26 protein-coding genes are annotated in these 26,914 nt (G+C 64.4%); 12 read left to right on the forward strand and 14 right to left on the reverse strand.

Annotated features, from left to right (window positions below):
• Positions 1–13: 13 nt before the first annotated feature.
• Complete coding sequence (locus tag ABOA88_RS22760) at positions 14–2,467, forward strand: invasin domain 3-containing protein (RefSeq protein ID WP_440127990.1); 2,454 nt, start codon at positions 14–16, stop codon at positions 2,465–2,467.
• A gap of 28 nt (positions 2,468–2,495) precedes the next feature.
• Here the strand turns inward: ABOA88_RS22760 and ABOA88_RS22765 are convergent, their stop codons facing one another.
• On the reverse strand, positions 2,496–3,386 hold the full coding sequence (locus ABOA88_RS22765) for a LysR substrate-binding domain-containing protein (RefSeq protein ID WP_367852163.1): 891 nt from the start codon (positions 3,384–3,386) through the stop codon (positions 2,496–2,498).
• Between the two features lie 109 nt (positions 3,387–3,495).
• Between ABOA88_RS22765 and ABOA88_RS22770 the strand changes: the two genes are divergently transcribed.
• The 3 genes from ABOA88_RS22770 (at position 3,496) to ABOA88_RS22780 (ending at position 7,030) form a co-directional block, all read left to right on the forward strand.
• Positions 3,496–4,557 carry a YeiH family protein gene (locus ABOA88_RS22770; protein ID WP_196171174.1) on the forward strand — a complete coding sequence of 354 codons (1,062 nt, stop codon included), beginning with the start codon at positions 3,496–3,498 and terminating at the stop codon, positions 4,555–4,557.
• Positions 4,558–4,745: 188 nt separating this feature from the next.
• Positions 4,746–6,119, forward strand: a complete 1,374-nt coding sequence (gene ppnN, locus ABOA88_RS22775) for a nucleotide 5'-monophosphate nucleosidase PpnN (protein ID WP_043215370.1) — start codon at positions 4,746–4,748, stop codon at positions 6,117–6,119.
• A 269-nt stretch (positions 6,120–6,388) separates the two neighbouring features.
• A complete protein-coding gene (locus tag ABOA88_RS22780) occupies positions 6,389–7,030 on the forward strand; it encodes a TIGR04211 family SH3 domain-containing protein (RefSeq protein ID WP_367852164.1) in 642 nt (213 codons plus the stop codon).
• A 9-nt stretch (positions 7,031–7,039) separates the two neighbouring features.
• On the opposite strand, the gene ABOA88_RS22785 is transcribed toward ABOA88_RS22780, so the two are convergent.
• The 3 genes from ABOA88_RS22785 to ABOA88_RS22795 form a co-directional block, all read right to left on the reverse strand.
• Positions 7,040–7,729, reverse strand: coding sequence for an MOSC domain-containing protein (locus ABOA88_RS22785; protein ID WP_196171176.1), 690 nt, complete (start codon positions 7,727–7,729; stop codon positions 7,040–7,042).
• Positions 7,730–7,848: 119 nt separating this feature from the next.
• Complete coding sequence (locus tag ABOA88_RS22790; RefSeq protein WP_196171177.1) at positions 7,849–8,118, reverse strand: hypothetical protein; 270 nt, start codon at positions 8,116–8,118, stop codon at positions 7,849–7,851.
• A 97-nt stretch (positions 8,119–8,215) separates the two neighbouring features.
• A complete protein-coding gene (locus ABOA88_RS22795; RefSeq protein ID WP_367852165.1) occupies positions 8,216–9,097 on the reverse strand; it encodes a LysR family transcriptional regulator in 882 nt (293 codons plus the stop codon).
• A 217-nt stretch (positions 9,098–9,314) separates the two neighbouring features.
• Between ABOA88_RS22795 and argC the strand changes: the two genes are divergently transcribed.
• Both argC and ABOA88_RS22805 read left to right on the forward strand, forming a co-directional pair.
• Positions 9,315–10,247, forward strand: a complete 933-nt coding sequence (gene argC, locus ABOA88_RS22800; protein WP_196171179.1) for an N-acetyl-gamma-glutamyl-phosphate reductase — start codon at positions 9,315–9,317, stop codon at positions 10,245–10,247.
• 56 nt (positions 10,248–10,303) lie between these two features.
• Positions 10,304–10,990 carry a GNAT family N-acetyltransferase gene (locus ABOA88_RS22805; protein ID WP_196171180.1) on the forward strand — a complete coding sequence of 229 codons (687 nt, stop codon included), beginning with the start codon at positions 10,304–10,306 and terminating at the stop codon, positions 10,988–10,990.
• Between the two features lie 28 nt (positions 10,991–11,018).
• Here the strand turns inward: ABOA88_RS22805 and ABOA88_RS22810 are convergent, their stop codons facing one another.
• From ABOA88_RS22810 to ABOA88_RS22830, 5 genes are read right to left on the reverse strand one after another with little or no spacing between them, the layout of a single operon-like run.
• On the reverse strand, positions 11,019–11,774 hold the full coding sequence (locus tag ABOA88_RS22810; RefSeq protein WP_367852166.1) for an ABC transporter permease: 756 nt from the start codon (positions 11,772–11,774) through the stop codon (positions 11,019–11,021).
• The gene (locus ABOA88_RS22815; protein ID WP_196171182.1) at positions 11,774–12,979 is read right to left on the reverse strand and encodes an ABC transporter substrate-binding protein; all 1,206 of its coding nucleotides are present in this window, start codon (positions 12,977–12,979) and stop codon (positions 11,774–11,776) included. The genes ABOA88_RS22810 and ABOA88_RS22815 overlap by 1 nt, the downstream gene beginning before the upstream one ends.
• Positions 12,966–13,793: an ABC transporter ATP-binding protein gene (locus ABOA88_RS22820; protein WP_367852167.1), complete on the reverse strand. Its 828-nt coding sequence runs from the start codon at positions 13,791–13,793 to the stop codon at positions 12,966–12,968. Before ABOA88_RS22820 ends, ABOA88_RS22815 begins: the two co-directional genes overlap by 14 nt.
• Positions 13,790–14,854, reverse strand: a complete 1,065-nt coding sequence (locus ABOA88_RS22825; protein ID WP_367852168.1) for an acyl-CoA dehydrogenase family protein — start codon at positions 14,852–14,854, stop codon at positions 13,790–13,792. The genes ABOA88_RS22820 and ABOA88_RS22825 overlap by 4 nt, the downstream gene beginning before the upstream one ends.
• A 48-nt stretch (positions 14,855–14,902) precedes the next feature.
• The gene (locus ABOA88_RS22830; protein ID WP_196171185.1) at positions 14,903–15,463 is read right to left on the reverse strand and encodes a carboxymuconolactone decarboxylase family protein; all 561 of its coding nucleotides are present in this window, start codon (positions 15,461–15,463) and stop codon (positions 14,903–14,905) included.
• A gap of 102 nt (positions 15,464–15,565) precedes the next feature.
• Between ABOA88_RS22830 and ABOA88_RS22835 the strand changes: the two genes are divergently transcribed.
• Positions 15,566–16,486, forward strand: a complete 921-nt coding sequence (locus ABOA88_RS22835) for an AraC family transcriptional regulator (protein ID WP_196171186.1) — start codon at positions 15,566–15,568, stop codon at positions 16,484–16,486.
• A 72-nt stretch (positions 16,487–16,558) separates the two neighbouring features.
• Positions 16,559–17,308, forward strand: a complete 750-nt coding sequence (locus tag ABOA88_RS22840) for a FecR domain-containing protein (protein ID WP_367852169.1) — start codon at positions 16,559–16,561, stop codon at positions 17,306–17,308.
• Positions 17,309–17,359: 51 nt separating this feature from the next.
• Here the strand turns inward: ABOA88_RS22840 and ABOA88_RS22845 are convergent, their stop codons facing one another.
• Positions 17,360–18,769, reverse strand: a complete 1,410-nt coding sequence (locus ABOA88_RS22845; RefSeq protein ID WP_070571662.1) for an amino acid permease — start codon at positions 18,767–18,769, stop codon at positions 17,360–17,362.
• Between the two features lie 439 nt (positions 18,770–19,208).
• Between ABOA88_RS22845 and ABOA88_RS22850 the strand changes: the two genes are divergently transcribed.
• The 4 genes from ABOA88_RS22850 to ABOA88_RS22865 all read left to right on the forward strand — a co-directional run bounded on the left by ABOA88_RS22850 (position 19,209) and on the right by ABOA88_RS22865 (position 22,664).
• The gene (locus ABOA88_RS22850; RefSeq protein WP_070571661.1) at positions 19,209–20,633 is read left to right on the forward strand and encodes an aminotransferase-like domain-containing protein; all 1,425 of its coding nucleotides are present in this window, start codon (positions 19,209–19,211) and stop codon (positions 20,631–20,633) included.
• Positions 20,634–20,703: 70 nt separating this feature from the next.
• The gene (locus ABOA88_RS22855) at positions 20,704–21,612 is read left to right on the forward strand and encodes a LysR family transcriptional regulator (RefSeq protein WP_043215411.1); all 909 of its coding nucleotides are present in this window, start codon (positions 20,704–20,706) and stop codon (positions 21,610–21,612) included.
• A gap of 247 nt (positions 21,613–21,859) precedes the next feature.
• Positions 21,860–22,402: a WYL domain-containing protein gene (locus ABOA88_RS22860; RefSeq protein WP_367852170.1), complete on the forward strand. Its 543-nt coding sequence runs from the start codon at positions 21,860–21,862 to the stop codon at positions 22,400–22,402.
• A 109-nt stretch (positions 22,403–22,511) separates the two neighbouring features.
• Positions 22,512–22,664, forward strand: a complete 153-nt coding sequence (locus ABOA88_RS22865) for a DUF3309 family protein (protein WP_043215415.1) — start codon at positions 22,512–22,514, stop codon at positions 22,662–22,664.
• Positions 22,665–22,793: 129 nt separating this feature from the next.
• On the opposite strand, the gene ABOA88_RS22870 is transcribed toward ABOA88_RS22865, so the two are convergent.
• The 4 genes from ABOA88_RS22870 to ABOA88_RS22885 form a co-directional block, all read right to left on the reverse strand.
• A complete protein-coding gene (locus ABOA88_RS22870) occupies positions 22,794–23,537 on the reverse strand; it encodes a hypothetical protein (protein ID WP_196171190.1) in 744 nt (247 codons plus the stop codon).
• Between the two features lie 205 nt (positions 23,538–23,742).
• On the reverse strand, positions 23,743–25,290 hold the full coding sequence (locus ABOA88_RS22875; protein ID WP_367852171.1) for an HAL/PAL/TAL family ammonia-lyase: 1,548 nt from the start codon (positions 25,288–25,290) through the stop codon (positions 23,743–23,745).
• Positions 25,291–25,383: 93 nt separating this feature from the next.
• Positions 25,384–26,160, reverse strand: coding sequence for an ABC transporter ATP-binding protein (locus tag ABOA88_RS22880; protein WP_230388075.1), 777 nt, complete (start codon positions 26,158–26,160; stop codon positions 25,384–25,386).
• Between the two features lie 5 nt (positions 26,161–26,165).
• Positions 26,166–26,903: an ABC transporter permease gene (locus tag ABOA88_RS22885; protein ID WP_367852172.1), complete on the reverse strand. Its 738-nt coding sequence runs from the start codon at positions 26,901–26,903 to the stop codon at positions 26,166–26,168.
• Between the last annotated feature and the right edge of the window lie 11 nt (positions 26,904–26,914).

Raw genomic sequence — 26,914 nt, forward strand, 5'->3', positions numbered from 1 at the left:
GCAGCAGCAACCGGTGGATATCGCCCTGGCGGACATCCAGATCGCCGTCACCGAGACGCAAACGCGCGCCGGCGGCATCGTGGTCTCGAAGCCTGAGCGTGTCTCGGCGGGCCACTATGAAGTACGGGTGACCGCAGGCAAGACGCCGCAATCGATTACCTTGACCCCGTCCGTTCAAGGGACTGCGCTGTCGCAAGCGCAGGTCAGCACCGTCAGCACTGTGCCGGAGGAAGGCAACTCGAGTTTTGTCACAAGCCGCGCAATGCTTCCCGCCGATGACACGACCACCGCTCTACTGACCTTCACGGCCAATGATGCCAACGGCGCACCGGTGGAAGGCATTGCCAAGAGTTTGAAATTCATGGTGAAGGGCGACAAGGGCAGCATATCGCCACCGGATGTGACAGTAAGCACCATCGAGGAGCACCCCAAGGGTACGTACTCCGCGACGATCAAAGGCAAACTGGCCGGCCGCTACATTGTCTCCCCATACTTCGGCAGCCAGCCTGTAGGGCGCCTGAATGCTGAAATCCTCCTTAAAGCATTGCCGCCAGCCTCTTCCACATCGACCCTAGAGGCTAGGCCAGACGTCATCCCGGCCAACGATTACAAAACCTCCGTGCTTGAGTTCGTAGCCAAGGACATCAACGGCAAACCCGTCACCGGCCTGAGCAACACATTGGCGTTGAACGTCACCGACAGCAGCGGTAAACCACCGGCACCGGGCCATATCACGATTGACCCGTTCCAGGAAAACGGCACCACCGGTGTCTATACCACGGCACTGCGCAGCTCGCAGGCAGGCACCTATACCTTCGTCCCGACCATCGCACGCCGAGCGCTGGCGGGCGTGACGACCACGGTGAAAGTGGTCGCCTTGCCGCCAACCTTCAGCAACTCGAAGTTCGAAGCCATGCCGCCGAGCGTCGAGGCGAGTGGCAAACACTTCACGCAGTTGACCTTCACCGCCAAGGACGAGAATGGAAAACCTGTCACCGGCTTGGGCAATACTCTGAAGTTCCTCGTCACCACCGACGCTGGAGGATCACCGACACCACCTGATTTCTCGATGGGCACCATCAAGGAGGACGGCACGACCGGGGTCTATACCGCGTCAGCGAGCGGCCTCAAGGTAGACACCTATACCCTTAGGCCACAGGTCGACAGCGAGGTCATGGACCCACTGGCCATTAAGGTGCAACTGACGGCTCCGCCCCCGGACGCAACCAGATCGAGCTTCGACGCCTCGCACGCCAGCATCGAGGCGGACAACCTTGACACCTCTACACTGACCTTCAAGGCCAAGGACGCCAACGACAAGCCTGTCAGCGGGCTTGGGAATAGGCTGAAGTTGGTTGTGACCAATGCCGCCGGTACAACACCAACACCTCCTGATCTGACTGTCGACCCCTTCCAAGAGGACGGTACGACTGGCGTCTACATCGCAAAAGCGCGGGGGCTGCTGCCAGGGACCTACGCGTTCATACCACAAATTGATAGCGATCAGATGGATATCTTGGAGCTTGATGTGACGCTGACCGAGCTGCCACCAGCAGAGGCCCAGTCCAGCCTGTCGGTGGACCCGAACGCCTTGGCGGACGATGTCGATTTGAGCTTGGTAAGATTTCGTATCGCGAATCGCCTTGGCAATCCGCTGAGTGGCCTTAAAGATCAACTCGAATTCAATCTCACTGACCACTTAGGACAACCAACTTCCGGCATTACATCGGGCCCTATCCGCGAAGAGGGGAAAGGTTTTTACACAGCGTCACTAACAGGGACAAAGCCAGGGAATTACTACGTAATACCTCGGCTCAATGGCGTTGCCATGAGTAGTTTTAAAAGGCCCGTTGAGTTACAGACGACCGAAATCGTAGCAATCAGTGCGGGTATACCTAAGCACTCATTCCCCATCAAGGGAGGTTCCCTAACCACAGCACACACCGGCGCTAACTTCACTCCTGTGCTAGCGAATAATGCCCAGGCTCACGACTATGATTGGACTTCAACGGCTTCCTGGCTGGTTCATCTTAACAATGGTGTTTTTGGTTTCAAATCTCCTCCAGCCGGGGCCTCGGGCACCATTACGATCACGGGAACACGTAAAGGTAGTTCCGTCACCCACAGCTACACGCTCAAAATCAGCACCTGGTATGAGCTGGTCAACGGAGGCAGAGACTGGAGTAGTGCCATGAGCGCGTGCAGTTCCCTCAGACTCTCCCCGGTCACGAAAAAAGAAGCGACATTAGGGGAAAATGTTCGATCATTGGGCACGGTTACTTCTGAATGGGGCTATCTACATGCACATCAAACAGTTCCAGCACTGTGGTTGAATGAGCCGGCCTCCATCCCAGGCTATCGTCTTGCGCTAAGCACACAGATCAGTCCTGAGCCTACTGGTAAAGTAATCAATACCGATGCCTACGATAATAGACTATGGGCTTTTTGCCGCATGCCCCTAAAATAATATTAGTGAACCCCGGTGTCGCGATACGCTAAGCAGCGACACCCTCACCCAGACATATCCCCATAAACCGCCCCGCCGCCCTCGACGGCGTGGCGGCATGGGGCATCAAAATCGAAAAGCGTCTTGTCAGCGGCTGCGGCGCAATGCCCAGCCGGTACAGGGCGCTGTCTTCATGGCGAATGGACATCGCCGACACGAAGCCGATGCCCATTCCCGCCCGTACCGCTTCCTTGACCCCCTCCACCCCGGCAATTTCTAGCGCCACGCGCATCGGCACACCCTCCCGGGCAAAGGCGCGCTCCACCAACTGCCGTACCCCCGAGCCACTTTCGCGCAGCACCAACGGATACGCCCCCAGCGCTTGAAGCGTCTGCACCTGAGCGCCGTCGGCCAGCGGATGGCCGCTTGGCACGATGGCGACGATCTCGTCCTCGCGCCAGGCGGTGACGCTGGTGCCAAGCGGCAGTTCCTGGCCTGGCGGGCCTTCGATCAAGGCGATGTCCAGCTCCCCCAGAGCCGCGACGATTTCCGCCGTGTTGCCATGGGTCGTGGTGATCGCGATGTCCGGGTAGCGGGCGTGGAAGTCCGCGATCAGGTAGGGCAACAGGTAACTGGCTGGGGTGGTACTGGCGCCGATGCGCAAGGTGCCGCGCTCCATCCCACGCATGGCGTCGCGCAGGGCCTGGGCCTGGAGAAAGGTCTCGCGCAGGCGTTGGGCGTGGCCTAGCAGTTGCTCGCCGGCGGCCGTCAGGCGCACCCCGCGTCCGGCACGTTGATACAGCGGCTCACCGAACGCTTCCTGCAGCAACTTCAGCTGACCCGACACGGCCGGCTGCGACAAGTGCAGCGCGGCGGCGGCGTGACTGATGTTGCCGTGCTCGGCGACGGTGGCGAAAGTTATCAGCTGTTCAGGGGTCATATGTTCAAAATATCAGCTTAGCGGATACTTGCCATCCTAAATCACGATTTTTTATAAGCTTATAACTGAATTAACGTAGACCTCATCAATACACATCGGAGGTCTTACCATGGCCACGGCCCACCCTACTCCCGCCCTTGCGCCTTCCCACGCGACCCGTGGGCGGCTCAACGGTATTCTGTTCGTCGCCCTGTTCGCCCTCGCCGTCACCCAGGTGGCGGCCCTGCCGGCCATCGCCGGGCTGGGGATCAGCCCGCTGATCGTCGGCATCGTCGCCGGTGCCCTGTATGGCAATGCTCTGCGCTATGGGCTGCCGGAAAGCTGGGCGGCGGGGGTCAACTTCTCGGCGCGCAACCTGCTGCGCCTGGCCGTGGCGTTCTTTGGTCTGCGGGTGAGCTTGCAAGAGATCGCCCAGGTGGGCTGGTCGGGGCTGACAGTCTCGCTGCTGGTAGTGGTCAGCACCCTGCTGGTGGGCCTGTTGGTGGGCATGAAGGTGATGAAGCTTGACCGCGACACGGCGCTGCTGACCGCTGCGGGCAGCGCGATCTGTGGCGCAGCTGCGGTGCTGGCATTCGAATCGGCGCTGCGCTCGCAGCCACACAAGGCGGCCATGGCGGTCGGCAGCGTGGTGCTGTTCGGCACGTTGTCGATGTTCCTTTACCCACTGGCGGTCAGCGCCGGCTGGGTGCAGCTCGACAATCTCGGCGTGGGCCTGTTCTTCGGTGGCACCCTGCACGAAGTGGCGCAGGTAGTGGGTGCGGCCAGCAACGTGAGCCCCGAGGCCACCCACATCGCCACCATCGTGAAGATGACCCGCGTATTGCTGCTGGTGCCGGTGCTGCTGGTGGTGGGCCTGTGGATCAGCCGCTCGCGTAAGCAAGGCCAGGCCCAGGGCGGCGGGCGTATCGCCGTGCCATGGTTCGCCTTTGGCTTCCTGCTGCTGGTGCTGGTCAACTCGTTGCAGGTCCTACCGTCGCCGGTGGTGAACACCCTCAATAGCCTCGACACCTTCGCCCTGACCATGGCCATGACCGCACTGGGCATGGAAACCCGCTTCAGCCAGATCCGCCAGGCTGGCCCGCGCGCGCTGATCACCGGGGCGATCCTCAACCTATGGCTGATCGGTGGCGGTCTGGCCATCACCCTGGGAGTACAACGGCTTTTCGGATGAATGGCAGCGGCTGATCCAGGAGCGCCGTGCGCCATCGCAGGCTATGCCGCCGCCCACGATCGTGCAGGGCTAGGGTAACTGTTTGGCAGGCGGCAACGAGGCTTTTTCCGCGCCCCCCTCGTTGCCGTGCGTTTTTGTCGGTATGGTGGTGTCCAAGTAGGAAGTTTCATTGCACAGGAAAGACTTAGATGCCCCAACGCCATGTCATCAACGCATCCGTCAGCCCCAAAGGCAGCCTGGAGACGCTGTCGCAACGTGAAGTCCAGCAACTGAGTGAAGTCGGTACCGGCAGCCTTTACACCCTGTTCCGCCAGTGCGCCCTGGCCATCCTCAACACCGGCGCCCATGTCGACAATGCCAAGACCATCCTCGAGGCCTACAAGGACTTCGAGGTTCGTATCCATCAGCAAGACCGCGGCGTACGCCTGGAGCTGCTCAACGCCCCGGCCGACGCCTTCGTCGATGGCGAAATGATCGCCAGCACCCGCGAAATGCTGTTCAGCGCCCTGCGCGATATCGTCTACACCGAAAGCGAGCTGGCCAGCCAGCGCATCGACCTGGAAAGCTCCCAGGGCATCACCGACTACGTCTTCCACCTGCTGCGCAATGCCCGCACCCTACGCCCGGGCGTGGAGCCGAAGATGGTGGTGTGCTGGGGCGGCCACTCGATCAGCAGCGAGGAGTACCAGTACACCAAGAAGGTCGGCCACGAGCTGGGCCTGCGCAAGCTGGACGTCTGTACCGGCTGCGGCCCAGGCGTGATGAAAGGCCCGATGAAGGGCGCGACCATCGCCCATGCCAAGCAGCGCATGCACGGCAGCCGTTACCTGGGCCTGACCGAGCCGGGCATCATCGCCGCCGAAGCGCCCAACCCGATCGTCAATGAACTGGTGATCCTGCCGGACATCGAAAAGCGTCTGGAGGCGTTCGTGCGGGTCGGCCACGGCATCATCATCTTCCCCGGTGGCGCAGGCACGGCCGAGGAGTTCCTGTACCTGTTGGGCATCCTCATGCACCCGGACAACGAAGGCTTGCCCTTCCCTGTCGTGCTCACTGGCCCGCGCAGCGCCGAGGCGTACCTGCAGCAGCTGCATGCCTTCGTCGGCGCAACCCTGGGCGAGACGGCCCAGCAGCATTACCAGATCATCATCGACGACCCAGCCGAAGTGGCCCGGCACATGGTCGAGGGGCTCAAGGCAGTCAAGCAGTTCCGCCGCGAGCGCAACGATGCATTCCACTTCAACTGGCTGCTGAAGATCGAGGAAGGTTTCCAGCGCCCGTTCGACCCCACCCATGAAAACATGGCCAACCTCGAGCTGCGCCGGGACCTGCCGCCCCACGAGCTGGCCGCCAACCTGCGCCGGGCCTTCTCCGGGGTGGTGGCGGGCAACGTCAAGGACAAGGGCATTCGCCTGATCGAAGAGCACGGGCCATACCAGATCCGTGGCGACAGCGCGGTGCTCGACCCACTGGGGCGCTTGCTGCAGGCCTTCGTTGATCAGCACCGGATGAAGTTGCCCGGTGGGGCAGCGTATGTGCCTTGCTATCAGGTAGTGACCTAACCCGTCGCGACCGCTCAGCGGCTGAACTCGCGCCCAACAGGTCCGCACGGCCCTTGTGGGAGCGGGTTTACCCGCGAAGCGGACACCACATAGCTCGCGCCAGCGCCACAGCCCCTTGACCTTCTACTCGCAACATCCTGCAGACATTTCCTACAACAAGCAGTGAACCTGCTTCGATAAAAACGGTCTTTCGCTGACGGTCAACTCACCGACCGGTTCATCGGCCCAGCCATCGGGCCTTCTTTTGTCCAGCTCCAGCGAAGACCACCATGCCTGATTCCCGACCTGCCTCCTTTGCCCTTGCCCCCCTGCTCGCAGCCTCCTTGCTTGCCCTGGCTATCCCCGCGCATGCCGAAGAGCCGGCCAGCGACGCACGCTGGGTCAGCGACAGCCTGAGCACCTATGTGCGCAGCGGCCCCACCAACGGCCACCGCATCGTTGGTTCGGTCAAGGCCGGGCAGAAGGTCACGCTGGTGGGCACCCAAGGGGAATACAGCCAGGTCCGCGGGCAGAACGGCGATCTGGTATGGATCCTGAGCAGCGACCTGCAATCGGTCCCGGGCCAGGCCGAACGCCTGCCGGCACTCGACGCGCAGGTGACGCAGTTGACCGAACAACTCAAGAGCATCGACGACAGCTGGAAGAATCGCGTCCAGGGCATGCAGGAAACCCTCGACTCGCGCAAGGCGCTGATCGACGAACTGGAAACGCGCAACAAGTCGCTCAACGAACAACTCGACCAGGTGCAGTCGTCGCTGCGTGACACCCAGGCGCGCCTGGGTGACGAGAACAAACAGGTGATGATGCGCTACATGGTCTACGGCGGCAGCATCGCCGGGGCCGGCCTGCTCGCGGGGTTGATCCTGCCGGCGTTGACCCGCGGTCGCAAACGCAACGACCGCTGGTTCTGACGACAGCGCTCAGGCGCCGTGCAAACGTGGCGCCCAGTCTTCGATCTGGCGCTGCTCCAGACGCCGTTGCAGGGTCTTGCGCCAGGACGGCACCAGTGGCAATGCCAGGCATTCGCGCAACAGCTCGGGTTCCAGGCGCTTGTCGAATAGCACCGCCGACAGGCGCGCCACCGACCATTCGCCGTGCGGGCGTTCGACCAGCTCCAAACGCTCGCCCGCCTGCACCACGCCCTCCTCCAGCACCCGGTAATACCAACCGGTGCGCCCACTTTGCTGAACGCGCAAGGCCATCTGCGCCACGTCGAAACGGTCGTTGAGCTTCCAGCAGGGCATGCGCCCCTGGGACACTTCCAGCAGCGCCGAACCTGCGCGGATCCGGTCGCCCAGGCAGACATCCGCCTCGCGCCAACCGGTGGTGCTGAAGTTCTCGCCAAAGGCGCCAGGCTGCGCCAGCAGTGGATGCTCGCCCAGCTCCGCCACCCAGGCTGCGTAGTGCTCGCGAGGATAGTGGTGGATGGCCTTTTCCACACCGCCATGGACCCGCAGATCCCCCTGTTCGTCGCCTTCAAGCCCGAGCCGGCCTACGGCCAGCGCCCCTTGTCGGGGCCGCTTGGCAATGGCGCTGCGCGAACCGGGGCGAGTGAAGGGTTGGGCCAGACCTGTGAGCAGGCTGTCCAGGATGGGGCTGTTCAGAGTCATGCCAGGGTCTCGTTGGGGTTGCCGGCGCACAGCTTACCCCAGAGACAGGAACGCCACGATTCGAATCGCCTGCCCAGGCCCATCGCACCGGTGACGACCAGGCCCGGGCGGTCGGCGCGCTACTTGCCGCGGGCCTTGTTGTAGATAGTCTTGGCGCGGTCTGCCGAGGCCTGGCATTCAGCCATGTCACCCGCGGCCTGGGCCTGCTTGGCCTGGTTGAGCAGGTTCTGATAGTCCTTGGCCATGCCGCCGTGCAAGGCCTGGCCATCGGTCCGGTGGATGTCCTCGAGTTCCTTGATCTTGGCGGCGCAGTTGGTTTCAGGAGCGGTTTCGGCGTGGACGGTGAAGCTCAGTGCAGAAGCGATCAGCAGCAATGTCAGGGATTTCATGGTGTGTTCTCCGTGAGAAAAGCCGGACTTCTGGCAGGCACGTCGGCGGGTCCGACGCAGCCAAAAGCATAGCCTTGCTCTGGGATTCAGCCAGAGCTCACTGGCGCAACCGCTCCAGCGCCTGCAGCACGTACTCGGTGGCCCGCTCCACCTGCCCTTCCCGGTAGGCGATCCCAAGCTGGCGCCACAGGCCTGGGCGCAACGGCCGTTGGGCAATCCGCGGGTTCAGTTGCTCCGCTTCGCCTTCCTGGGGTAGCAGTGTCGCGCCATAGCCCGCCGCCACCAGGCTCTTGATCGCATCGTTGTAGTTCAGCTCGATGCGCGCCTCGGGGTACAGCCCCGCTGCCGCGAACCACTCCGCCGTCACCCGCGACAGCTGGGTGGTGCTGTCGTTGAGTATCAGCGCCCGCTCGGCCAGCCAGGCCGGCGTGACCCTGGCTGGCGGCTGCCAGTCGGCCGGCAGGTAGGCCATGATCGGGTCGCGTCGCCAGGGGGTGAGCTTCACCCCCCTGCCCGCCACCTGGGGCAGCGCCACCAGGCCGATGTCCAGCGTGCCCTCCCGCAGGCGCGCCAGGGAAGCCTGGGAGGTCAGGACCTGCACCTGCACGTCGATGCCCGGATGTGCCTCGCGCAGATGCTCCAAGGCTTTGGGCAGCAGGTGGGCGATGGCCCCGGTGGAGGCCCCCAGGCGCACTCGCCCGGTCAGTCCCTGCACCTGTCGGCGCACCTCGTCCAGGGCCAGGTCGGCATCAGCCAGTAGGCGACGGGCGCGGGCCAGCAGCGTCTCGCCCACCGTGGTGGGACGCACCTGGCCACGGGTGCGGGTGAGCAGCGGCGCCCCCACACGCGCTTCCAGCTCGGCCACGTGCAGGCTGATGGTGGGCGGCGCCAAGCTGAGCTGGCGGGCGGCCTCGGCGAAGGAGCCGAGGTCGGCGATGATGACCAAGGTACGCAGGCGGTCGAGGCTGATTTCGCGCATTGGGGTTCTCTGAGGGCTGGCCTTTTCGCGGGTAAACCCGTCCCACAGGTAAGGCGTGGATCCCGGTTCAGCGGTCGGCCTGTGGGAGCGGGTTTACCCGCGAAAAGGCCGACACGGCCATTCATTTTTTCTGAAGTAAAGCATCATGATATTCAAATTTTCTTTCGTCCAGCCGCAGGCGAGCATAGGCCCTCTCCCTCGCACACGGACCCCGACCATGCACACCCCTCTCGTCTTCATCGACGGCGACCAAGGCACCACCGGCCTGCAGATCCATGCCCGCCTGCAAGGCCGCCAGGACGTGCGACTGCTGACCCTGCCGCACGCCGAGCGCAAAGATCCGCAACGCCGCGCCGAGGCCATCAACGACGCCGACATCGCCCTGCTCTGCCTGCCTGACGACGCGGCCCGCGAAGCGGTGGCGGCCATCCACAACCCGGCGGTACGGGTGATCGACGCCAGCTCCGCCCACCGCACCACGCCCGGCTGGGTCTACGGGCTGCCTGAGCTGGACGCCGAACAAGCCGAACGCATCGCCCGGGCCAAGCGGGTGAGCAACCCCGGTTGCTACCCGACCGGTACCATCGCCCTGCTGCGCCCTCTGATCCAGGCCGGGCTGCTGCCGGCGGACTATCCGCTGAGCATCCATGCAATCTCGGGGTATTCCGGGGGTGGCCGGTCGGCGGTGGAGCTTCATGAGCAAACTAGCGCCGTCAAGGTGCCTGCCCTGCAACTCTATGGCCTGGAACTGGCCCACAAGCATGTACCGGAGATCGAGCGACACGCCGGGCTCGCTGCACGCCCGGTGTTCCTGCCGGGTTATGGCGACTACCGCCAGGGCATCGTGCTGAGCATCCCCCTGCAACTGCGCCTGCTGGCCGGCGGCATCACCGCCGAACACTTGCAGACCTGCCTTGAGCAGCACTACCAGGGCGCACGCCATGTACAGGTGATGCCACTGCATCAGCAGGGTCCGGCCAGTAAACTGGACCCCGAGGCGCTCAACGACACCAACGACCTGCGCCTGGCCCTGTTCGCCAACCCGGCCCACGGCCAGGTGGTACTCACGGCCGTGTTCGACAACCTCGGCAAAGGCGCCTCGGGCGCCGCCGTGCAGAACCTCGACCTGATGCTCGCCGCCCTGGGTTAGACTGTGCCTCCCGCTCCGCTCGGCGCGGGACGGTTCGACCTGCTGGAGCTTGCCCGATGTTCATTCTCAGCCGCCTCGACGGTGTGCCCCCCGAATCCTTCCAGAATCAAATCCGTCAGCTGGTGATCGACCATGTCGGTGAGTTGAGCAGCGTGGCCATCACCCCGGACAACCCGCTGTACCCGCTGTACCAGTACGGCGTCGGCCTGGAGGTGCATCAGTATCTGCAGGCCATGGACGGCACCCGAGGCCTGGCCGTGGCGCTGACCCTGGCCCTGGATGCCGAGGCACCGGACCAGCTGCGCGGCTTCGCCCTCACCCTGCCCGCACAGGATGACGATCAGGCCTGCGTGCTGGCGTTTCTCGCCGTGCACCCAGACCACCGCCGCCAAGGCATTGCCCGGGCACTGCTGACCGATGTGCAGTCACGCTATGCCTGTGTCGAGCTCAATGTCTTTGCCGGGCAGGTGCCATGGTTTGAGGCAATGGGTTTGCAGGTGGCCGCCGCCGCCGGCCCGCAGGTGCTGATGAGCAGCACCGGACACGCCAGTGGTGCACTGGTCGGCCGTCTGGACATCGCCCCGATCTATCGCACCACCGAAGTGCGGCAAATCCACGCCTACCTGCTCAAGCAGCATGGCGACGAGGCCATGATGGCGGCGGAAAAACAGCGCGACGAACGCCTCGATGCCCTGGCCTTGCAGGCACAAGCCTGTGTGAAGCAGCGCAAGACCGTGCATTGAACGGGATCGCCGGGCGGTCCCGGCGATTTCAGGCGTGCACCCACCGCCGATGCAGTCCACGGGCCAGCGCATCGAGCATGAACCCCAGCACACCGATCAGCAGCACCATGGCCATCAGCTCCGAATAGGCCAGCCGGTCCCGCGTATCGAGGATGAAATAGCCTAGCCCTGCGCTGACCCCGAGCATCTCGCACGGCACCAGCACGATCCACAGGATACCGATCGCCAGGCGCACCCCGGTCAACACATGGCCGATCACCCCAGGGATGATCACCTTGCACAAGGTTTCCCAGCGCGTGGCGCTCAGGCTGCGGGACAACTGCAGCCAGCGCGGATCGAGCTGGCGCACACCTGCGGCGGTGTTGAGCAGGATCGGCCACAGCGCGGCGAAGGCCAGCAGGAAGTAGATCGGCTGGTCGCCCACCCCCATCAGCATCACCACCACCGGCATCCACGACAGCGGTGAGATCATCCGCAGGAACTGGAACGCCGGTGTGGTCGCAGCCTCCAGGTGGCGGTAACTGCCCACCAGCAAGCCCAATGGCACGCCAACCAACAACGCCAGCAACAACCCCACCAGGATGCGCTTGAGACTGACCCAGGCATGCCCATAGACCTCGCCCTCGCCCAGCAGTTGCACCAGGCTGGCCAGCGTGGCCTGGGGCGAGAAACGCGCCGAAAGGCCGTCGGCCTCTCCAAACACCTGCACCCCCGCCCACCACAGCAGCAACAGCCCCAATAGCCCCGCCAGGCCCAGGGCACCATGCATGACAGACTTGCCCATCAGACGGCGAACTCCTCGTAGCGCTCGAAACTGTCTGGCTGGCCGAACGCCGCCAAGCCACCGGCCGCCTCGATGGCCGTGCGCACGAAGCGATCATCGACCAGATCGCGCGCCACCTGGGCCGGATCCAGCCCGGCCAGGAAGCCACTGTCGCCCTCGATCAGCGTGCCCTTGAGGTGCTTGACCAGCGCTTCGGTGTAGCTGGGGAAGGGATACGGCTGGAAGTCGATGCGTTTCTCATCCCATTGCTGATGCGCGATCGCGCCACTGGCGATATAACCGGCGCGGTCCTCGGCGGCCGGTGCCAACACCTTGGCGAGCACTTGCGGGGTATGCGGGGTGTACTTGTTGGGACCGGCCTTCGACAGCAGCGCTGCTGCCTCGGCCCGATGGTCGCGGGTCCACAGCTGGGCCTTGACGATGGCATTGACCACCTTCTGCGACCACTCGGGGCGGTTGTTCAGGTCGTGCTCGTGCATGAACACTACACAGCAGGCATGGTTACGCCACACATCGCCGGTAAAGCGCTGCACGCGACCGACCTTAAGGTCCTCGGCCAGGGCATTGAAGGGCTCGGCGACGATGTAGCCGGCGATGCGCTTGCTGGCCAGGGCCGGCGGCATGTCCGACGGCGGCAGCACCAAAAGGTTGACCTCGTTGACCGCCAGCGACGCGCTGGCCGGCTTGGAAACCGGCGTAAGGCCGTTGGCTTGCAGCAGTTGCTGTACCACCACGTTATGGATCGAATACCAGAACGGGATCGCCACGGTCTTGCCGCCCAACTGCTTGACGTCGGTGATGTCCGGCGCCACGGTCAGTCCCGAGCCGCCCACGTGGTTCCAGGCCACCACCTTGGCCGGCACTCGGCTGGCGTAGCGGGCCCAGATGGTCATCGGCGAGAGCAAGTGGATCACATTGACCTGGCCGGAGATGAACGCCTCGATCACCTGGGCCCAACTACGCAGCAGCACCGGGCGCTCGGCCTTGATGCCTTCGGCCTCGAACAGGCCATTGTTGTGCGCCACCAGCAACGGCGTGGCGTCGGTGATCGGCAGATAGCCAATGCGCACCGGGGCATCCGGTTCGCTGGCGGCGCGCGCCTGCAAGCTCGAGAGCAGCGGCAAGGCACCTGCCGCGGTGAGCATGGCGCCGAGCTTGATGAAGTCGCGACGGGAAGTAGAAGAACAGCAGTCATCCATGCACATGGCGAGCCTCCGACGGCAGCGGCAAGGGAGAAGGAACAGGGTCAGGGGAGCGGCTCGCCCGCCGTAGGGTCTTGAGGATCTCGATACGCAACGTGCCCAACTCCTCGACCCGCTGCGCCCGTCGCTGCGGCAGGTCGACAGCCCATTGCCCGAGGATGCGCGCCGGGTGGTTGCCCAGTAGCAACACGCGATCGGACAACAGCAGGGCTTCGTCGATATCGTGGGTGATCAGCACCGCCGCCGTGCGATGGGTGGCGATCAGTTGCAGCAGCAGTTGCTGCATATCGGCGCGGGTCACCTCGTCCAGCGCGCCGAAGGGTTCATCGAGCAGCAGCACCTGGGGCTGACGCGCCAGGCAGCGGGCCAGCGCGGTGCGCTGGGCCATGCCGCCGGAGAGCTGCGCGGGGTACTGGCTGCGCGCGTGGGCCAGCCCCACCGCCTCGATCGCATGATCGATACGGGCGCGCCGCTCGACTGCACTGAGTTTGGGCTGGCGGGCGAAGTCCAGGCCGAAAGCGACGTTCTTCTCCAGGCTCAGCCAGGGCAGCAGGCTCGGATCCTGGAAGGCCACGGCCAGACGCGGGTGCGGCCCCTGCAACGGCTCGCCGTGCAGGGTCACGCTGCCACCGCAAGGTTGCTGCAGCCCGGCCAGTACGCGCAGCAGGCTGGACTTGCCCACCCCGCTGGGGCCCAGGATGCTGACCACCTCCCCCGGCGCCAGGGCCAGGTCGAAGCGCTCCAGTACAGTTTGCCAGCCGCCATCGCGCAGGTAGCCCAGGCTGATGTCGCGGGCTTGGAGTAACGCCTGGGTCATGCTGCGGCCGCCTGACGTTGCAGCTCGGCACGCAGTTGCACCAGGCTCGGGGTGACGATGGGCACGAACGCCGACTCGCGCCAGCGCCGAGCGAAACCTTCCCCATACGCGGTGAGGTAAGCCTTGCCACCGCTGGCCTGCAGTTCCAACTGCACGGCATCGGCTGCACTTTCGGCGAGGATGATGCGCAGTTTGAACAGCGCCGCCGGCTGCTGGGTGAAGCGTCCCTCAAGCAAGCCTTGCTTGAGCTCGCCCACGGTATTCTCCAGACGCTCGGCCAATACCTGCCGGGCCTCGTCGAGGACCGAACCGCGCCCCTGCAAGTGCCCACTCACCTCCTCCAGCGCACGCCGCGCAAGGCCGATCGCCATGCCGCACTGCAGCGCCAGAAACGCCGGGCGCACGTTGGGCAGGAACTCACGGGCATTCTCATGCAGCAGCCACTCGCGCCCCAGTGCCACCTGGCGGAACGCCAGCGCGGCGGTGTTGCTCGACTGCAAGCCCATCAGCGCCAGGTCGTCGGAGCGCTCGAGGCCCGACAGGTTCGAGGGCACTGCCACCACGAACGGAGGCCCGCCGGTGGCGTCTTCGATCGCCGTGGCCACGGCAAAGCCGCTTTTGCGCAGGTTGGTCACCCAATGCAGGCGGCCGTCCAGGGCCCAGCCGTTTGCCGCAGGCTGGGCGAAGACTTGCAAGGCCTCGATGCCCGACAGGTACTTCATGGCGTTGGACAGCCCGGTGGCACCGGCCAGCTCACCGGCGAGCAAGCTGGGCAGCAGCCGCTCGCGCAGGCCCTGGTTGGGGCTCTGCAACAGGTACTCGATGAACGAGCGTTGGCCCCAGCAGACAAAGGCCGCGGCCAGGGACCGGCTGGCGATGGCGGCGATGGCTTCGACAGCGTCGGTGACCCGGCCGCCCGAGCCGCCTAGGGCGGGCTCGATACCGACACGCAGCAACTGCGATTCGGCGATTCGCGCCAGTACCAGGTGCGGATCGCACTGGCCCTGGTCAATGGCTTCGGCATTGGCATCCAGCCATTGTCGAAATGCGCAATCAAGCATGTCCCTACTCCTTTGTTCGAAACGCCGGCCAGGCCGGCACCAGGCGGATCAGGCCGAAGGCTGCCAGCGGTATTGGCCCAGCTCGTCATTGAGCGGCGTCTGGGCGAACACATTAGCAAAGTTGCACAGGGTCGCGAGGCTCACGCCGAGAATCGCTTCCAGGGCGTTGCCTTCGCTGTAGCCCGCCTCGCGCAAGGCGCCGTAGGTAGCGTCACTGACGTTGCCACGGGTGGCGATCACTTCGCGGGTGAACGCCGCCAGGGCTTCGTACCGGGCATTGGGCAGCTCGCCGCGGGCACGCAAGGCGTCGACCACTTCCTGGGGCAGCTTGGCCTTGTTCAGCGCAACAGCGGTGTGACCGGCGACGCAGAAGTCGCAGCCATGCTCGGTCGCGGCGATCAACTGCACCACTTCGCGCTCGGCCAGGGTCAGCTCGGCTTTGCCATTGAGTGCCGAGACGGTCACGTAGGTTTCCAGGGCCGCCGGCGCATTGGCCAGGACGCCCAGCAAGTTGGGGATGAAGCCTGAGTTCTTCAGGGCGTTTTCCAGGAAAGGCCGTGCCGCTTCCGGGGCGCTTTGCAGAGTGTGTAGAGTAATGCGCGATGTCATGGAGTCGTCTCCTTGGGTAGGTGTGCTTATAGTCTGTTGGTTATAAGAATCCGCCTCCATATTCATCAGTCGCCTTTCCTTGCTCCTGAGTCTTTGCATTAGATGATTTCATCCAGCCACCTTGTCGATTGGTTATTAGAGCGCCTGGAGCTCGATGCCAGCCTGTTCCATGTGGGCCGTTACTGTGGCGGCTGGCATGCCAGCACCCAGGGAATGGGCCGGGCCAGTTTCCATCTGGTGGTGCAGGGGCATTGCTGGCTGCATGTCGATGGCCATCCCGAGGCCGTGCGCCTGGAGCGTGGCGATGCGGTGTTCCTGCTGCGCGACTTGGGCTATCGGCTTTCCAGTGATGCCGACCCGGCCAGCGCCTGCACTCAGCCACGCCAGCACATGCAGGCACTGGACACCCAGGCCGAGGAAGGCGTCGGGTTGGTGTGTGGGTTCTTTCACTTTCAATCGGGGCTGTCGACGCTGATCGTCGACGGCCTGGCCGACTGGATCCTGCTGCGCGCCGATGACCCGGCCGGGCATGCCGCACGGGCGTTGTTCGAGTTGATCCTGGCAGAATGCCGCCGCTCACCCGCGCCCTCGCAGACGCTGCTCGAGCGCCTGACTCATCTGTTGTTCCTGTACGTGTTGCGCCAACAGGTGCATGCCGGGGAGGCCTTGCACGGGCTGGTCGCCCTTGCCCGCCAGCCAGCCTTCGCCCCGCTGCTGGAGCAATTGATCGCCAGCCCGGGCCAGGCCTGGACCCTGGAAAGCATGGCCGCCTGCACGGGGCTGTCGCGCTCGGCGTTCTTCAAGCGCTTCAACGACCTGGCCGGGCAATCGCCGGGCCAGGTGCTACTGGCGCTGCGCATGCGCCATGCCTGCCAACTGCTCAAGGCCGGCAATACCGTGGAGCAAGTTGGGGCGCAGGTGGGGTATCAATCGGTGGCGGCCTTCACCCGCGCGTTCGCCAAGGCCGTGGGCGTGCAACCCGGTGCCTATCGCCGCCAGCACGAAGACCCGCCAGGCCACTGACGCCGCGCAGGGGCTGGGCTTGTGAAGGGGCTATCCTTGGATTGAGCCCAGCCAGAAATACGCCCCACGCCCATGACCCCACGCCGTCTGTTTCCACGCCTCGCCTTGCCCCTGGCCATTGTGGCCCTGGTGGCGGCATCCGCCCTGCTCGCTTCCCCGTGGATGGGACAGGGCTTCGAGCTGGCCGACCTTGCCACCGACAGCCAGCACCGCCTGACCCGCAAGCTCGAAGATGGCAGCCTGCTGACCCTCGACGCCAGCTCGTCGGTGGATGTGGAGTTCGATGCCCTGCAGCGGCACCTGCAATTGCTCAAGGGCCAACTGTTGATCGAGATCGCCACAGGCGATGCACGACCTTTTCGGATCAGCACGCCCCAGGGCACCTTGCGCCCCCTTGCGGGGCAGTTGATCGTCGAGCGCCTGGGCGATGTCAGCGAGGTCAGTGTGCTGCGAGGCCAGGCCGACCTCGAGGGCGACACGGGCCATTTGTCATTGCGCGAAGGTCAGCACCTGCGCTTCGAGGCCAGCGGTCCGGGCACCCTGGGTAGCGTGGACAGCAGCACCTTGCAGGCGGCGTGGCATCTGCAGCGCCTGCCCGCAGACGGCCAGCCCCTGAGCGAGACCCTGGAGCGCCTGGCCCGTCACCGCCAGGGATTGCTGTGGTTCGACGCCGAGGCGTTGCAAGGCCTGCGGGTCTGGCGCGACCTGCCCCTGGACGACAGCGACCAGGCCCTGGCCGAGCTGCGTGCCGAGCTGCCCATCAGGGTAGACACCTACACCCGCTGGCTGACCGTGGTGAGCCGGTCTGACGTGCAGAAATGAAAACGGCCGGGTCCCCGAGGGGAGCCGGCCGCGTCATGCAGCAAGAGCGCCTTAGTGGCGGTTGCCGGTGCGGATCTGGTGCACCACGCCCATGGCCACCACGATGGCCGCGGCGATGCCGGTGGAGATCACCAGGATCTGGTAGTCAGGCATGAACGCCATGGTCACCAGGGCCGCCACGATGAAGGCGATCACCAGGTAGGTCAACCACGGGAACAGCCACATCTTCAGGCGGATCTCCTTGCCTTCGGCCTGCAACTTGCGACGCATGCGCAGCTGCGAGAAGGCGATCACCAGGTACACCAGCAGGGCAATCATGCCGGTGGTGTTCATCAGGGTTTCCAGTACGTCCTTCGGACGCAGGGTCTCGCTGAAGTTGATCAGCGCGCAGAAGATCGCCACCACGCACGAACCCATGATCGCGTACACCGGCACACCGGTACCGGCACGGGTGATCTTGAACATCGACGGTGCATCGCCACGCTGGCCCAGGGAGAACAGCATGCGCGAGGCGGTGTAGTGGCCGGAGATCAGGCAGCTGCTCACCGAGGTCAGCACCACGAAGTTCATCAGCAGCTCCGCGTACGGCACACCCAGCAGTTCCAGGGTACGACGGTAGGCGCCGTAGCCGGACTCACCCAGGTGCGGGTCGTTCCACGGCACCAGGCAGACGATCAGGAAGATCGAACCCACGTAGAACAGGCACACACGCCAGACCACCGAGTTGGTCGCCTTGACGATCTGGGTGGACGGATCCTTGGCTTCGGACGCCGCGATGGTCACGATCTCCGCGCCCAGGAAGGCGAACATCACCCCCAGCAGCGCTCCGATCACCGTGGTGATGCCATTGGGCATGAAGCCTTCGGCGGTCAAGTGGCTCACGCCACGCACTTCACCGAACTGCCAGATGTTGAACACCGCTGCGGTGCACACGGTCAGGAAGCAGACGATCGCCACCACCTTGATCAGCGCGAACCAGAACTCGAACTCGCCGTAGTGCTTGACGTTGAAGAAGTTGACCGTGATCAGCACCAAGGTCGTGGCCAGCACGAACACGTTGACACTGACGCCAGGGAACCAGCCATGCAGGATCTTGCCCGCCACGTAGGCTTCCCAAGCCATCAGGATGACCCAGTACCACCAGTACAGCCAGCCGATGGTGAAACCGGCCCAGCGGCCGATGGCGCGGTCGGCGTAGGTAGAGAACGAGCCTGTGTCCGGCGAGGAAGTCGCCATCTCGCCGAGCATGCGCATGATCAGCACCACCAGGATGCCGCCGGCCAGGTAGGCCAGGACCGCAGCCGGTCCGGCGCTGTGGATCACGCTGCCGGAACCGACGAACAAGGCGCCGCCGATGACCCCGGCGATCGACATCATCGTCAGGTGGCGCGACTTGAGGGAGGCACTGAGCTTGCTCTCGTGCGCTCCCTTCGCGGTGGTGGATGTGGATGTTGCGTCCATCAGTTGTGTACCCCGTGCTTCTTTTTATCCAAGGAAAAACTGTGAAACCCCGATGGCTATCGGTCTCACCTAACATCAGTACCTATGCGGGCAGGAAGGTGTGCTCTGGGGCACACGCAGGCCTTCCATGGCGGCCTGCTTACGCGTCCGAAGGCTGGCCCCCGGACGAACTGAAACCTGTGCTGGCCGAGCGGCAACGGCTCGGTGCGACGAAATGAAGGTGCGAGGCGGACCTCGACGGCAAAGCAGCGAATTTGTGATTGTGCATGACGCTGACATGTACGCTGGTGGCGATAACTGACACGTAATGTAAAAATGTCTGCCACACAGAGCCATGCACAGCGGCACGAAATACGCACTGCACTGTACAGGCCGCCAATGCAATACACCCGCAACACCCTGCAGGCGCTTGGCGATACGCACCCCTGAAGGCACCCGAATGCTGCAACTACACCCCGACTCTTCCACGCCGCTGGTCAACCAGATCATCGATGGATTGCGCGAGCTGATCGACAAGCAGACCCTCAAGCCTGGCGCCAAGGTGCCCTCGATCCGCGCCTTCGCCGCCACCTACTCGGTGAGCACCTTCACCGTGGTCGAAGCCTACGACCGCCTGGTTGCCCAGGGCCTGCTGGTCAGCCGGGGCAACGCGGGGTTCTTCGTCAACCGTGCGGCAAGCGAGTTGCTCGACAACCAGCAGCAGGAGGCCGATACCACCCGGCCGACGTTCAACTCCGAGTGGTACCTGCAACAGATCTTCGAAACCCGACAACTGCCGTACAAACCCGGCTGCGGCTGGCTACCCAACGACTGGATGTACGAAGACGGCCTGCGTCGTGGCCTGCGCCAGGTGGCCGGCAGCCCCCTGGAACTTTCCGGCTATGGCGACCCCATGGGCCTGCCCGAGCTGCGTGTGCTGACCGCGCAGAACCTGCAACAAGAGCTGTCGATCGTCGCCAATCCTGCACAGTTGATGCTCACCCACGGCGCCAGCCAAGCCCTGGACCTGGCCGTGCGCACCCTGGTACGCCCAGGCGATGTGGTGCTGGTGGACGACCCCGGCTACCCCAACCTGATGAGCATCCTGCGCACCCAGGGCGCGACCCTGGTGGGCGTACCACGCACCCCGGCCGGTTACGACCTGGACCAACTGGAGCGCCTGCTCGCCCACCACCGGCCCACGGCGTTCTTCACCCAGCCGCACCTGCACAGCCCCACCTGCTCGCGTACCCCATTGCCCCAGTTGCATCGCCTGCTGCAACTGGCCGCTCGCCATGGTTTCCGTCTGGTGGAAAACAACCTGTACGCCGACATGATCGCCGAGCCGCAGCCTTGCCTGGCCAGCCTCGATCACCTGCAACAGGTGGTGTACGTGGGCAGCTACTCCAAGAGCATCTCGCCCAATGTGCGGGTCGGCTACCTGCTGGCCAACCCCGAACTCATGCAACATCTGCTGCACCTGAAGATGCGCTCGGGGCTCACCACCTCCCAGGTGATGGAGCGCGTGGTGTATGCGGCCATCATCGACGGCCGTTGGCGCAAGCACCTCAAGCGCCTGCGCCAGCGCCTGGCCGAAGCCCACCAGGAAGTCGGCCGGCACCTGCACCGGCTGGGCTTCGAGCTGTTCACCGAGTCCGACGAAGGCATGTACATCTGGACCCGCCACCCCGCCATCCCCGACAGCGCCGCGCTGCTGGACGATGCCCTGGAGCAAGGCATCATGCTCGGGCCCGGTCAGTTGTTCATGGTCGATGCCAAGGCCACCGGCTGGATGCGCTTCAACGTGGCCTTCAGCACCGAGCCGGCCATGTGGGAATTGCTGGAGAAGGTGCTGGTCAAGCATGTGCGTCGGGGCGGGATGTAGCCCCTACCGGCCCCGACCGTACGCGCACCGCTAAACTCAAGTCTCCACCCGTTGATCATCGAACCCCACCATGCCCAACCGCCCCTTCAACGACCGCCTCGACTGGAACCTGCTGCGCACCTTCCGGGTGATCGGCCAGGAGCTCTCCATCAGCCGCGCCGCCGCGCGTCTGCACCTGACCCAACCGGCGGTGAGCCAAGCGCTCAAGCGCCTGGAAGAGCAGCTCGGTCGTCCGCTGATCGCCCGCCGCGGACCACGCTTCGTGCTCACCGAGGTGGGCGAGCGCTTGTTCGAGCTCTCAGGCGAGGTGTATGGGCAGGTCGCGCAGATCAGCGGGCTGCTGGAGCAGCCAAGCGCGGAGGTGGTCGGCAAGGTCCGCCTGCTGATGATCAGCCGCTTGTGTTGCCAACGCTTCGATGACTTCCTGGCGCGTTTCCACCAGCAGTACCCGCGGGTGGAGATGGAGATCGAGGTGATGCGCAGTACAGACATCGTCGCCGCCCTGCAGGAAAAGACCGCCACCGCCGGCCTGAGCCTGAGCCGCCACCGGCATGCCCGCCTCGAACAACGCCTGCTCCAGCGCCAGCGCTATGCATTTTTCTGCGGCAAGCACCACCGCTTGTTCGGGCAGTTGGAGGGCAACCTCAAGCAGGAGAACTTCGTCAGTTTCAGCAGCGACCAGATCGGCGGCATGCTCTCGCCATTGACCATCTTCCGTGACCAGCAAGGCTTCACCGGCCGCATCGTCGCCTCCTCGCCCAGCTTCGAGGAAGTGCGCCGGTTGGTGATCGCCGGGTTCGGCATCGGCTGCCTGCCCGAACATGGCGTGCAGGAGGACGTGGCCGCCGGACTGCTGTGGAAACTGCCGCCGCTCGACGGCATCGCCGATGTGGATGTGCACCTGCTGTGGAACCGCGACCAGCGCATGAGCCGGGCCGAGCAAGCCTTCATCGAGGGCCTGTGCGAAAGCCTGGCGTAACAAGGCGCGCATAGGTGCAGCGCAGAGCTTGAGAACGCCGCGATCCCTGAGGGAACGGCCTCAGTCTCGAAACAGACGACGCGGTGTTTGCGTTCACCGGTAGAGCGGAACGGCCTGAATCACACCCCACACGGCCACGCCTCTATCGCCCCAAGTTGGATCCGATCCGCCAGCTTGTGTATGCTTCCCGGCATAGCCAATCGCCACTACCCGAGCGATCAGCCCCCTGCTCGACAAGGATGCCGCGTTGCCCAGCCATACCACCCGCCACACCATCGCTCGCCAATGGCAGTTGCTCAACCTGTTGCCCCACCGTCACCCCGGCATGAGCGCCACCCAGTTGCAAGCAGCACTGGCCAGGATCGGCCACAAGACCACCAAGCGCACGGTCGAACGCGATCTCAACGAACTGGCGACCCTGTTCCCGTTGCAGTGCAATGCCAAAGGAATGCCCTACGGCTGGCACTGGAAGGCGGGCCTGACCCCGGGTGAGGTTCGCCCCCTGCAGCCGAACGAGCTGGCCCCCGCGCCATCCGTGCAATTGCAGGCCTGGGTCGACGATGCCCTGGCCCAACGTCTGCAACAACAGCCGCTGGCCGGGGACATGCGCCTGAACGTCCTGCCCGGTGGCGGCGCCCACCTCAGCGCCACGGTGCAGGACAACGCCACGCTGATGGGCTGGCTGCTGTCCCACGCTGGCGCGATCCGCGTCCAGGCGCCCGAGGCGCTGCGCAGTGCCATGCTCGAGCTGCTGCGCCAGAGCCTGGCCCTGCATGAGGAACACAACTGAGGCGACGATCCGGGATTCGATGGAATCTTTGCGTCCACGCAACAGTCGGACTTAGCAAGAGGCCAACATTGCCGGGCCCCTTCCCATCCACTGACGCAAGGATTCAACCATGGTCACGATCCTCATCATCATCCTGATCCTGCTGTTGATTGGTGGTTTGCCTGTGTTCCCCCACTCTCGCGCCTGGGGCTACGGCCCTTCCGGCATCATTGGCGTGGTGCTGGTCGTGCTGTTGGTGTTGTTGTTGATCGGCTACATATGAGTGAGTGCCGGTAGCGGCCCATTCGCGGGTAAACCCGCTCCCACACGGCTTGCGCTGGTGCTTGTGGGAGCGGGCTCACCCAAGAAGCGGGCTCGACACAGCCCTTGTGGGAGCGGGTTTACCCGCGAATCAGGCGGCCTTGCGAACAAGCGCCAGCTTGCGCCGCTGCCTCAGACACACAGCACACAACCCCAGCACAGCCACCGCCAGCCCCGCCACCAGCACGCTGACCTCGCGGCTATAGCGCCCGACCCAGGCCGGGAACCCCACCAGCTCCCGGTACACCTGTACATCCGCCGCCCCGCCGGCATGGCGAATGCTGATCCCGCCCTGGCGGATCAGCGAGTAGTCGGAGTCGAAGTAGACCCACACCTTGCACGCCCCCTCCCGCCCGATCGTGTCGATATCGATCGTGCTGGTCGGCGCTTGGAGGATGTTGTCGTTGCCGGAATCGTCGCGAATCTGCACCAGCCCCTTGGCTGGCAGGCGGATGTGCACGTTCTTGAGCGGCGTCTGGCCCTTGTTGCGCAGCTCGATGAGCAGGCCGGTGCGATGGTCCACCAACCCCGCCTCGAAGGGCTTGGCGAACAGTTGCAGGTAAGGCGCCTGGGCCAGGTCGACCACCTTGTCGACCTGCTGATGGTCCAACGCGCCTTTGCCGATGGCACTCACCTGGGCGTGCAGACGCTCGTACTTGAGCAGATCGTTGGTCGTGCTGATGCGCTCGCTGAACTGGCTCGGGTAGGTCAGGTAAGCGTAGGTCAGGCGCGCCTCGAGGCCGCTGTCGCCCCTGAGCGCCATGTACAGCGCAGCGACCGAGGTCGCGACGGCCAGCACGCCCACAAGGGCTTTCCCGACTTTTTCCCAGCTCACCTTGGCGGTTCCTTTTTTTGCTGTTTTGGCGATACGCAATGGCCGGCAAAGGGTGCCAAGGTTCGGGGACGGGAGCAAGGGCGAGAAACGTGGGGCTGCTGTGCGGTCCATCGCCGGCTTCGCCAAATCCTACAGTGACTTACGTCGCTTTTTGTAGGAGGTGGTGAAGCCTGCGATGGGCCGCAACGCGGCCCGCAGGTACCCTTCAACGCCGGTCGAGCACCTCCTCGACCGTGGCCATCACCTCGCCCGAGCGCACCTGGCCAGTCACCGCGACGATGTCCGGATAGAACGCTCGGTCCTCATCCGCCACCGGCACGAGGCTGCGCACCAACGTGTACACACCACGTGTGGCACTGGATGCCTTGGCCGGATCATGAAAGTCCAACGCCTGGCAGCCGACCAACAGCTCGATGGCCAGCACCGACTCCAGCTTGCGCGACACTTGGTAGGCCTTGATCGCCGCGTTGAAGGCAAAGCTCACCGGGTCTTCCTGGTTGCCGCAGGTCGACACACTGTCGATGGTGGCCGGGTGCGACAGCACCTTCATCTCCCCGAGCAGCCCCGCCGCGGTGTACTGGATGATCATGTAGCCGTTGTTCAGCCCCGGGTTGCGCACCAAGAAGGCCGGCATCTCGCTGAAGTGGGAATTGACCATGCGGTCGGTGCGCCGCTCGGAGATCTTCGCCAGGTTGGTCATGGCATTGCACAAGGTGTCGGCCGCCATGCCCACGAAGGAGCCATCGAAATTCGCCCCGGAGATGGCGACACCGTTGCCCTCGCAGGTCGGGTATATCACCGGATTGTCACCGGACGAGGCGATCTCGTTGTCGATGCAGGCCTGGGCGTAGGCGATGAAGCGTTTGGAGGCGCCGTGCACCTGGGGAATGGCGCGCAGGCTGTAGGTGTCCTGCAGGCGGTAATCGATGTTTTCCTCGATCAACCGGCTGTCACCGAGCAGACGCTTGATGGTGTTCGCCGTCTGGGCCTGCTCGGCATACGCCTTGACCGAGTGGTAGCGTGGGTCGAAGGCGCGGATGGTGCCCTTGAGCACTTCGAGCGACAGCGCCGCGGCCACGTCGGCGACCTGGGCCGCCTGGTTGGCGTTGTACTGGGCCAGGGTGGCGATGGCGGTGACCGACGTGGTGCCGTTGAGCATCGCCAAGCCTTCTTTGCACTGCAACTCCAGCGGCTGCATACCCACCTGACGCAGCGCCTGGGCGCCATCGATCCACTCGCCCCCGGCCACCTTGGCCTTGCCCTCGCCGATCAGCACCAGGGCCAGGTGCCCTTCAGGGCCCAGGTAACCCACCGAGCCCTCGCCAGGGGCAAAGGGCATGACATCGTTGTTGAGCAGGCCCGCGATCTGCTCCAGCAGCGCCATGCGCACGCCGGAGAAGCCCTTGCCCAGGCTGACCAGGATCATCAGCTGGATCGCCCGCACCTGCTCACGGTTGAGCGGCTCGCCCACCGACACGGCGTGGGAACGCACGATGTTCACCTGCAAGGTCTGGGCATCTTCCGGCGAAATCACGTGGCGCACATTGTCGCCAAAACCGGTGGTCACGCCATACACCAGGCGGTTCTCCGCCAGAAAGCGCTCGACCAACCCACGCGAGCGGTCGACACGGGCGCGATAGGCGTCGGAAAACTCCACCTTCGCGGCATAGCGCGCGACCGCGATGAACTGCTCGAGGGTTGGCTTGGCGTCGTCCAGGACCACAGTGGAAATATCTTGGGGGTGAATACGCATTGCTCTGCTCTCTCTACTCGTTGGCCTTTTTTCAGGGCGCAGGAAGCCCGTCCTGTACAGGAACAGGCGAAAAATCGTTGATGTGTGTAGGAATCAGGCCTGGCTGAGGATGAACCGGCTGAAACGCTCCGAGCGCTGGTCCTTGAACATTTCCTCAGGCGAGCCCTGGGCCTCGATCAGCCCCTGGTGCATGAACACCACGCGGTTGGACACGTTGCGGGCAAAGCCCATCTCGTGGGTCACCACCAGCATGGTCCGGCCCTCCTCGGCGAGCGAACGCATCACCTTGAGCACTTCGCCGACCAGCTCCGGGTCCAGCGCCGAGGTAGGCTCATCGAACAGGATCACCCGTGGCCGCATCGCCAGGGTGCGGGCGATGGCCACCCGCTGCTGCTGGCCACCAGAGAGAAACGCCGGGTAATGGTGGCGCTTGTCGGCCATGCCGACCTTCTCCAGCAGCGCCTCGGCCTGCTCGATGCACTCGCCACGCGGGCGCCTCTGCACATGCAGCGGCCCTTCGATGACGTTCTCCAGCACCGTCATGTGCGACCACAACCCGAAGCTCTGGAACACCATGCCCAGCTCCGGGCGCAGGCGGTCCACCTGACGCCGGTCGGCGGGCACCGGCAGGCGGTGTCGCCCGCGCTTGAAGGCGATCTGCTCGCCGGCCACGTGGATCTCGCCTGCATCGGGCGTCTCCAGCAGGTTGATACAGCGCAGGAAGGTGCTCTTGCCCGAGCCGCTGGAGCCGAGGATCGACACCACGTCCCCCTGGTGGGCTTGCAGCGAGATGCCCTTGAGCACCTCCAGGTTGCCGAAGGATTTGCGCAGGTGCTTGATCTCGAGCACCGGATCGTTGCCAGTTGTCATGCCACTTACCCTCTTCGCACGCTCACGGCGTACTTTCTTGTTGTCGGTCGCGCGGCGGCCGGTTGTGTGGGCGAAAGCCAACGCTCGACCCGCGCCAGTGTGCGGACGATCAGGAAGTTCAACACCAGGTAGATCAGCGCAGCGCAAAGGAACACCTCCAGCGTGCGGTAGGTCTCGGAGATGATCCGCTGGGCTACCCCTGAGATCTCGTAAACCGTCACAAGGCTCGCCAACGAGGTGGCCTTCATCATCAGGATGACCTCCGTCGAATAGGCCGGCAGGCAGCTGCGCAGGGCAATCGGGATGATGATCCGTCGCGCCAGCAGCCAACCGGACATCCCCGCCGCCCGCCCGGCCTCGACCTGTTGCGCTGGCACCGCCAGCAGGCCGCCACGCAAGATCTCGGCCATGTAGCCGGCCGTGCACAGCGCCAGGGCGATCACCGCGCAGGCCAGCGGATCGCGCAGCACAGGCCACAGCGGGCTCTGGCGCACTTCTGGAAACTGGCTCAGGCCGTAGTACAACAAGAACAGCTGTATCAGCAGCGGCGAGCCGCGGAACAGGAAGATGTAGCCCCGCGCCAGGTGGCGAAGCACCGCCACGTCGCACACCCGCAGCCACACCACCCCACCGGCCAGCAAGGTCCCAAGGCCCACCGAGGCGGCGAACAACACCAAGGTGGTGGGCAAGGCACGCAACAGTTGCAGCAGGGTGTCGCCTAGAAACACAACGTCGATCGACATACTCAAGCCCC

The sequence above is a fragment of the Pseudomonas sp. PKS genome, assembly GCF_051913525.1.
GTDB lineage: Bacteria > Pseudomonadota > Gammaproteobacteria > Pseudomonadales > Pseudomonadaceae > Aquipseudomonas > Aquipseudomonas guariconensis_D.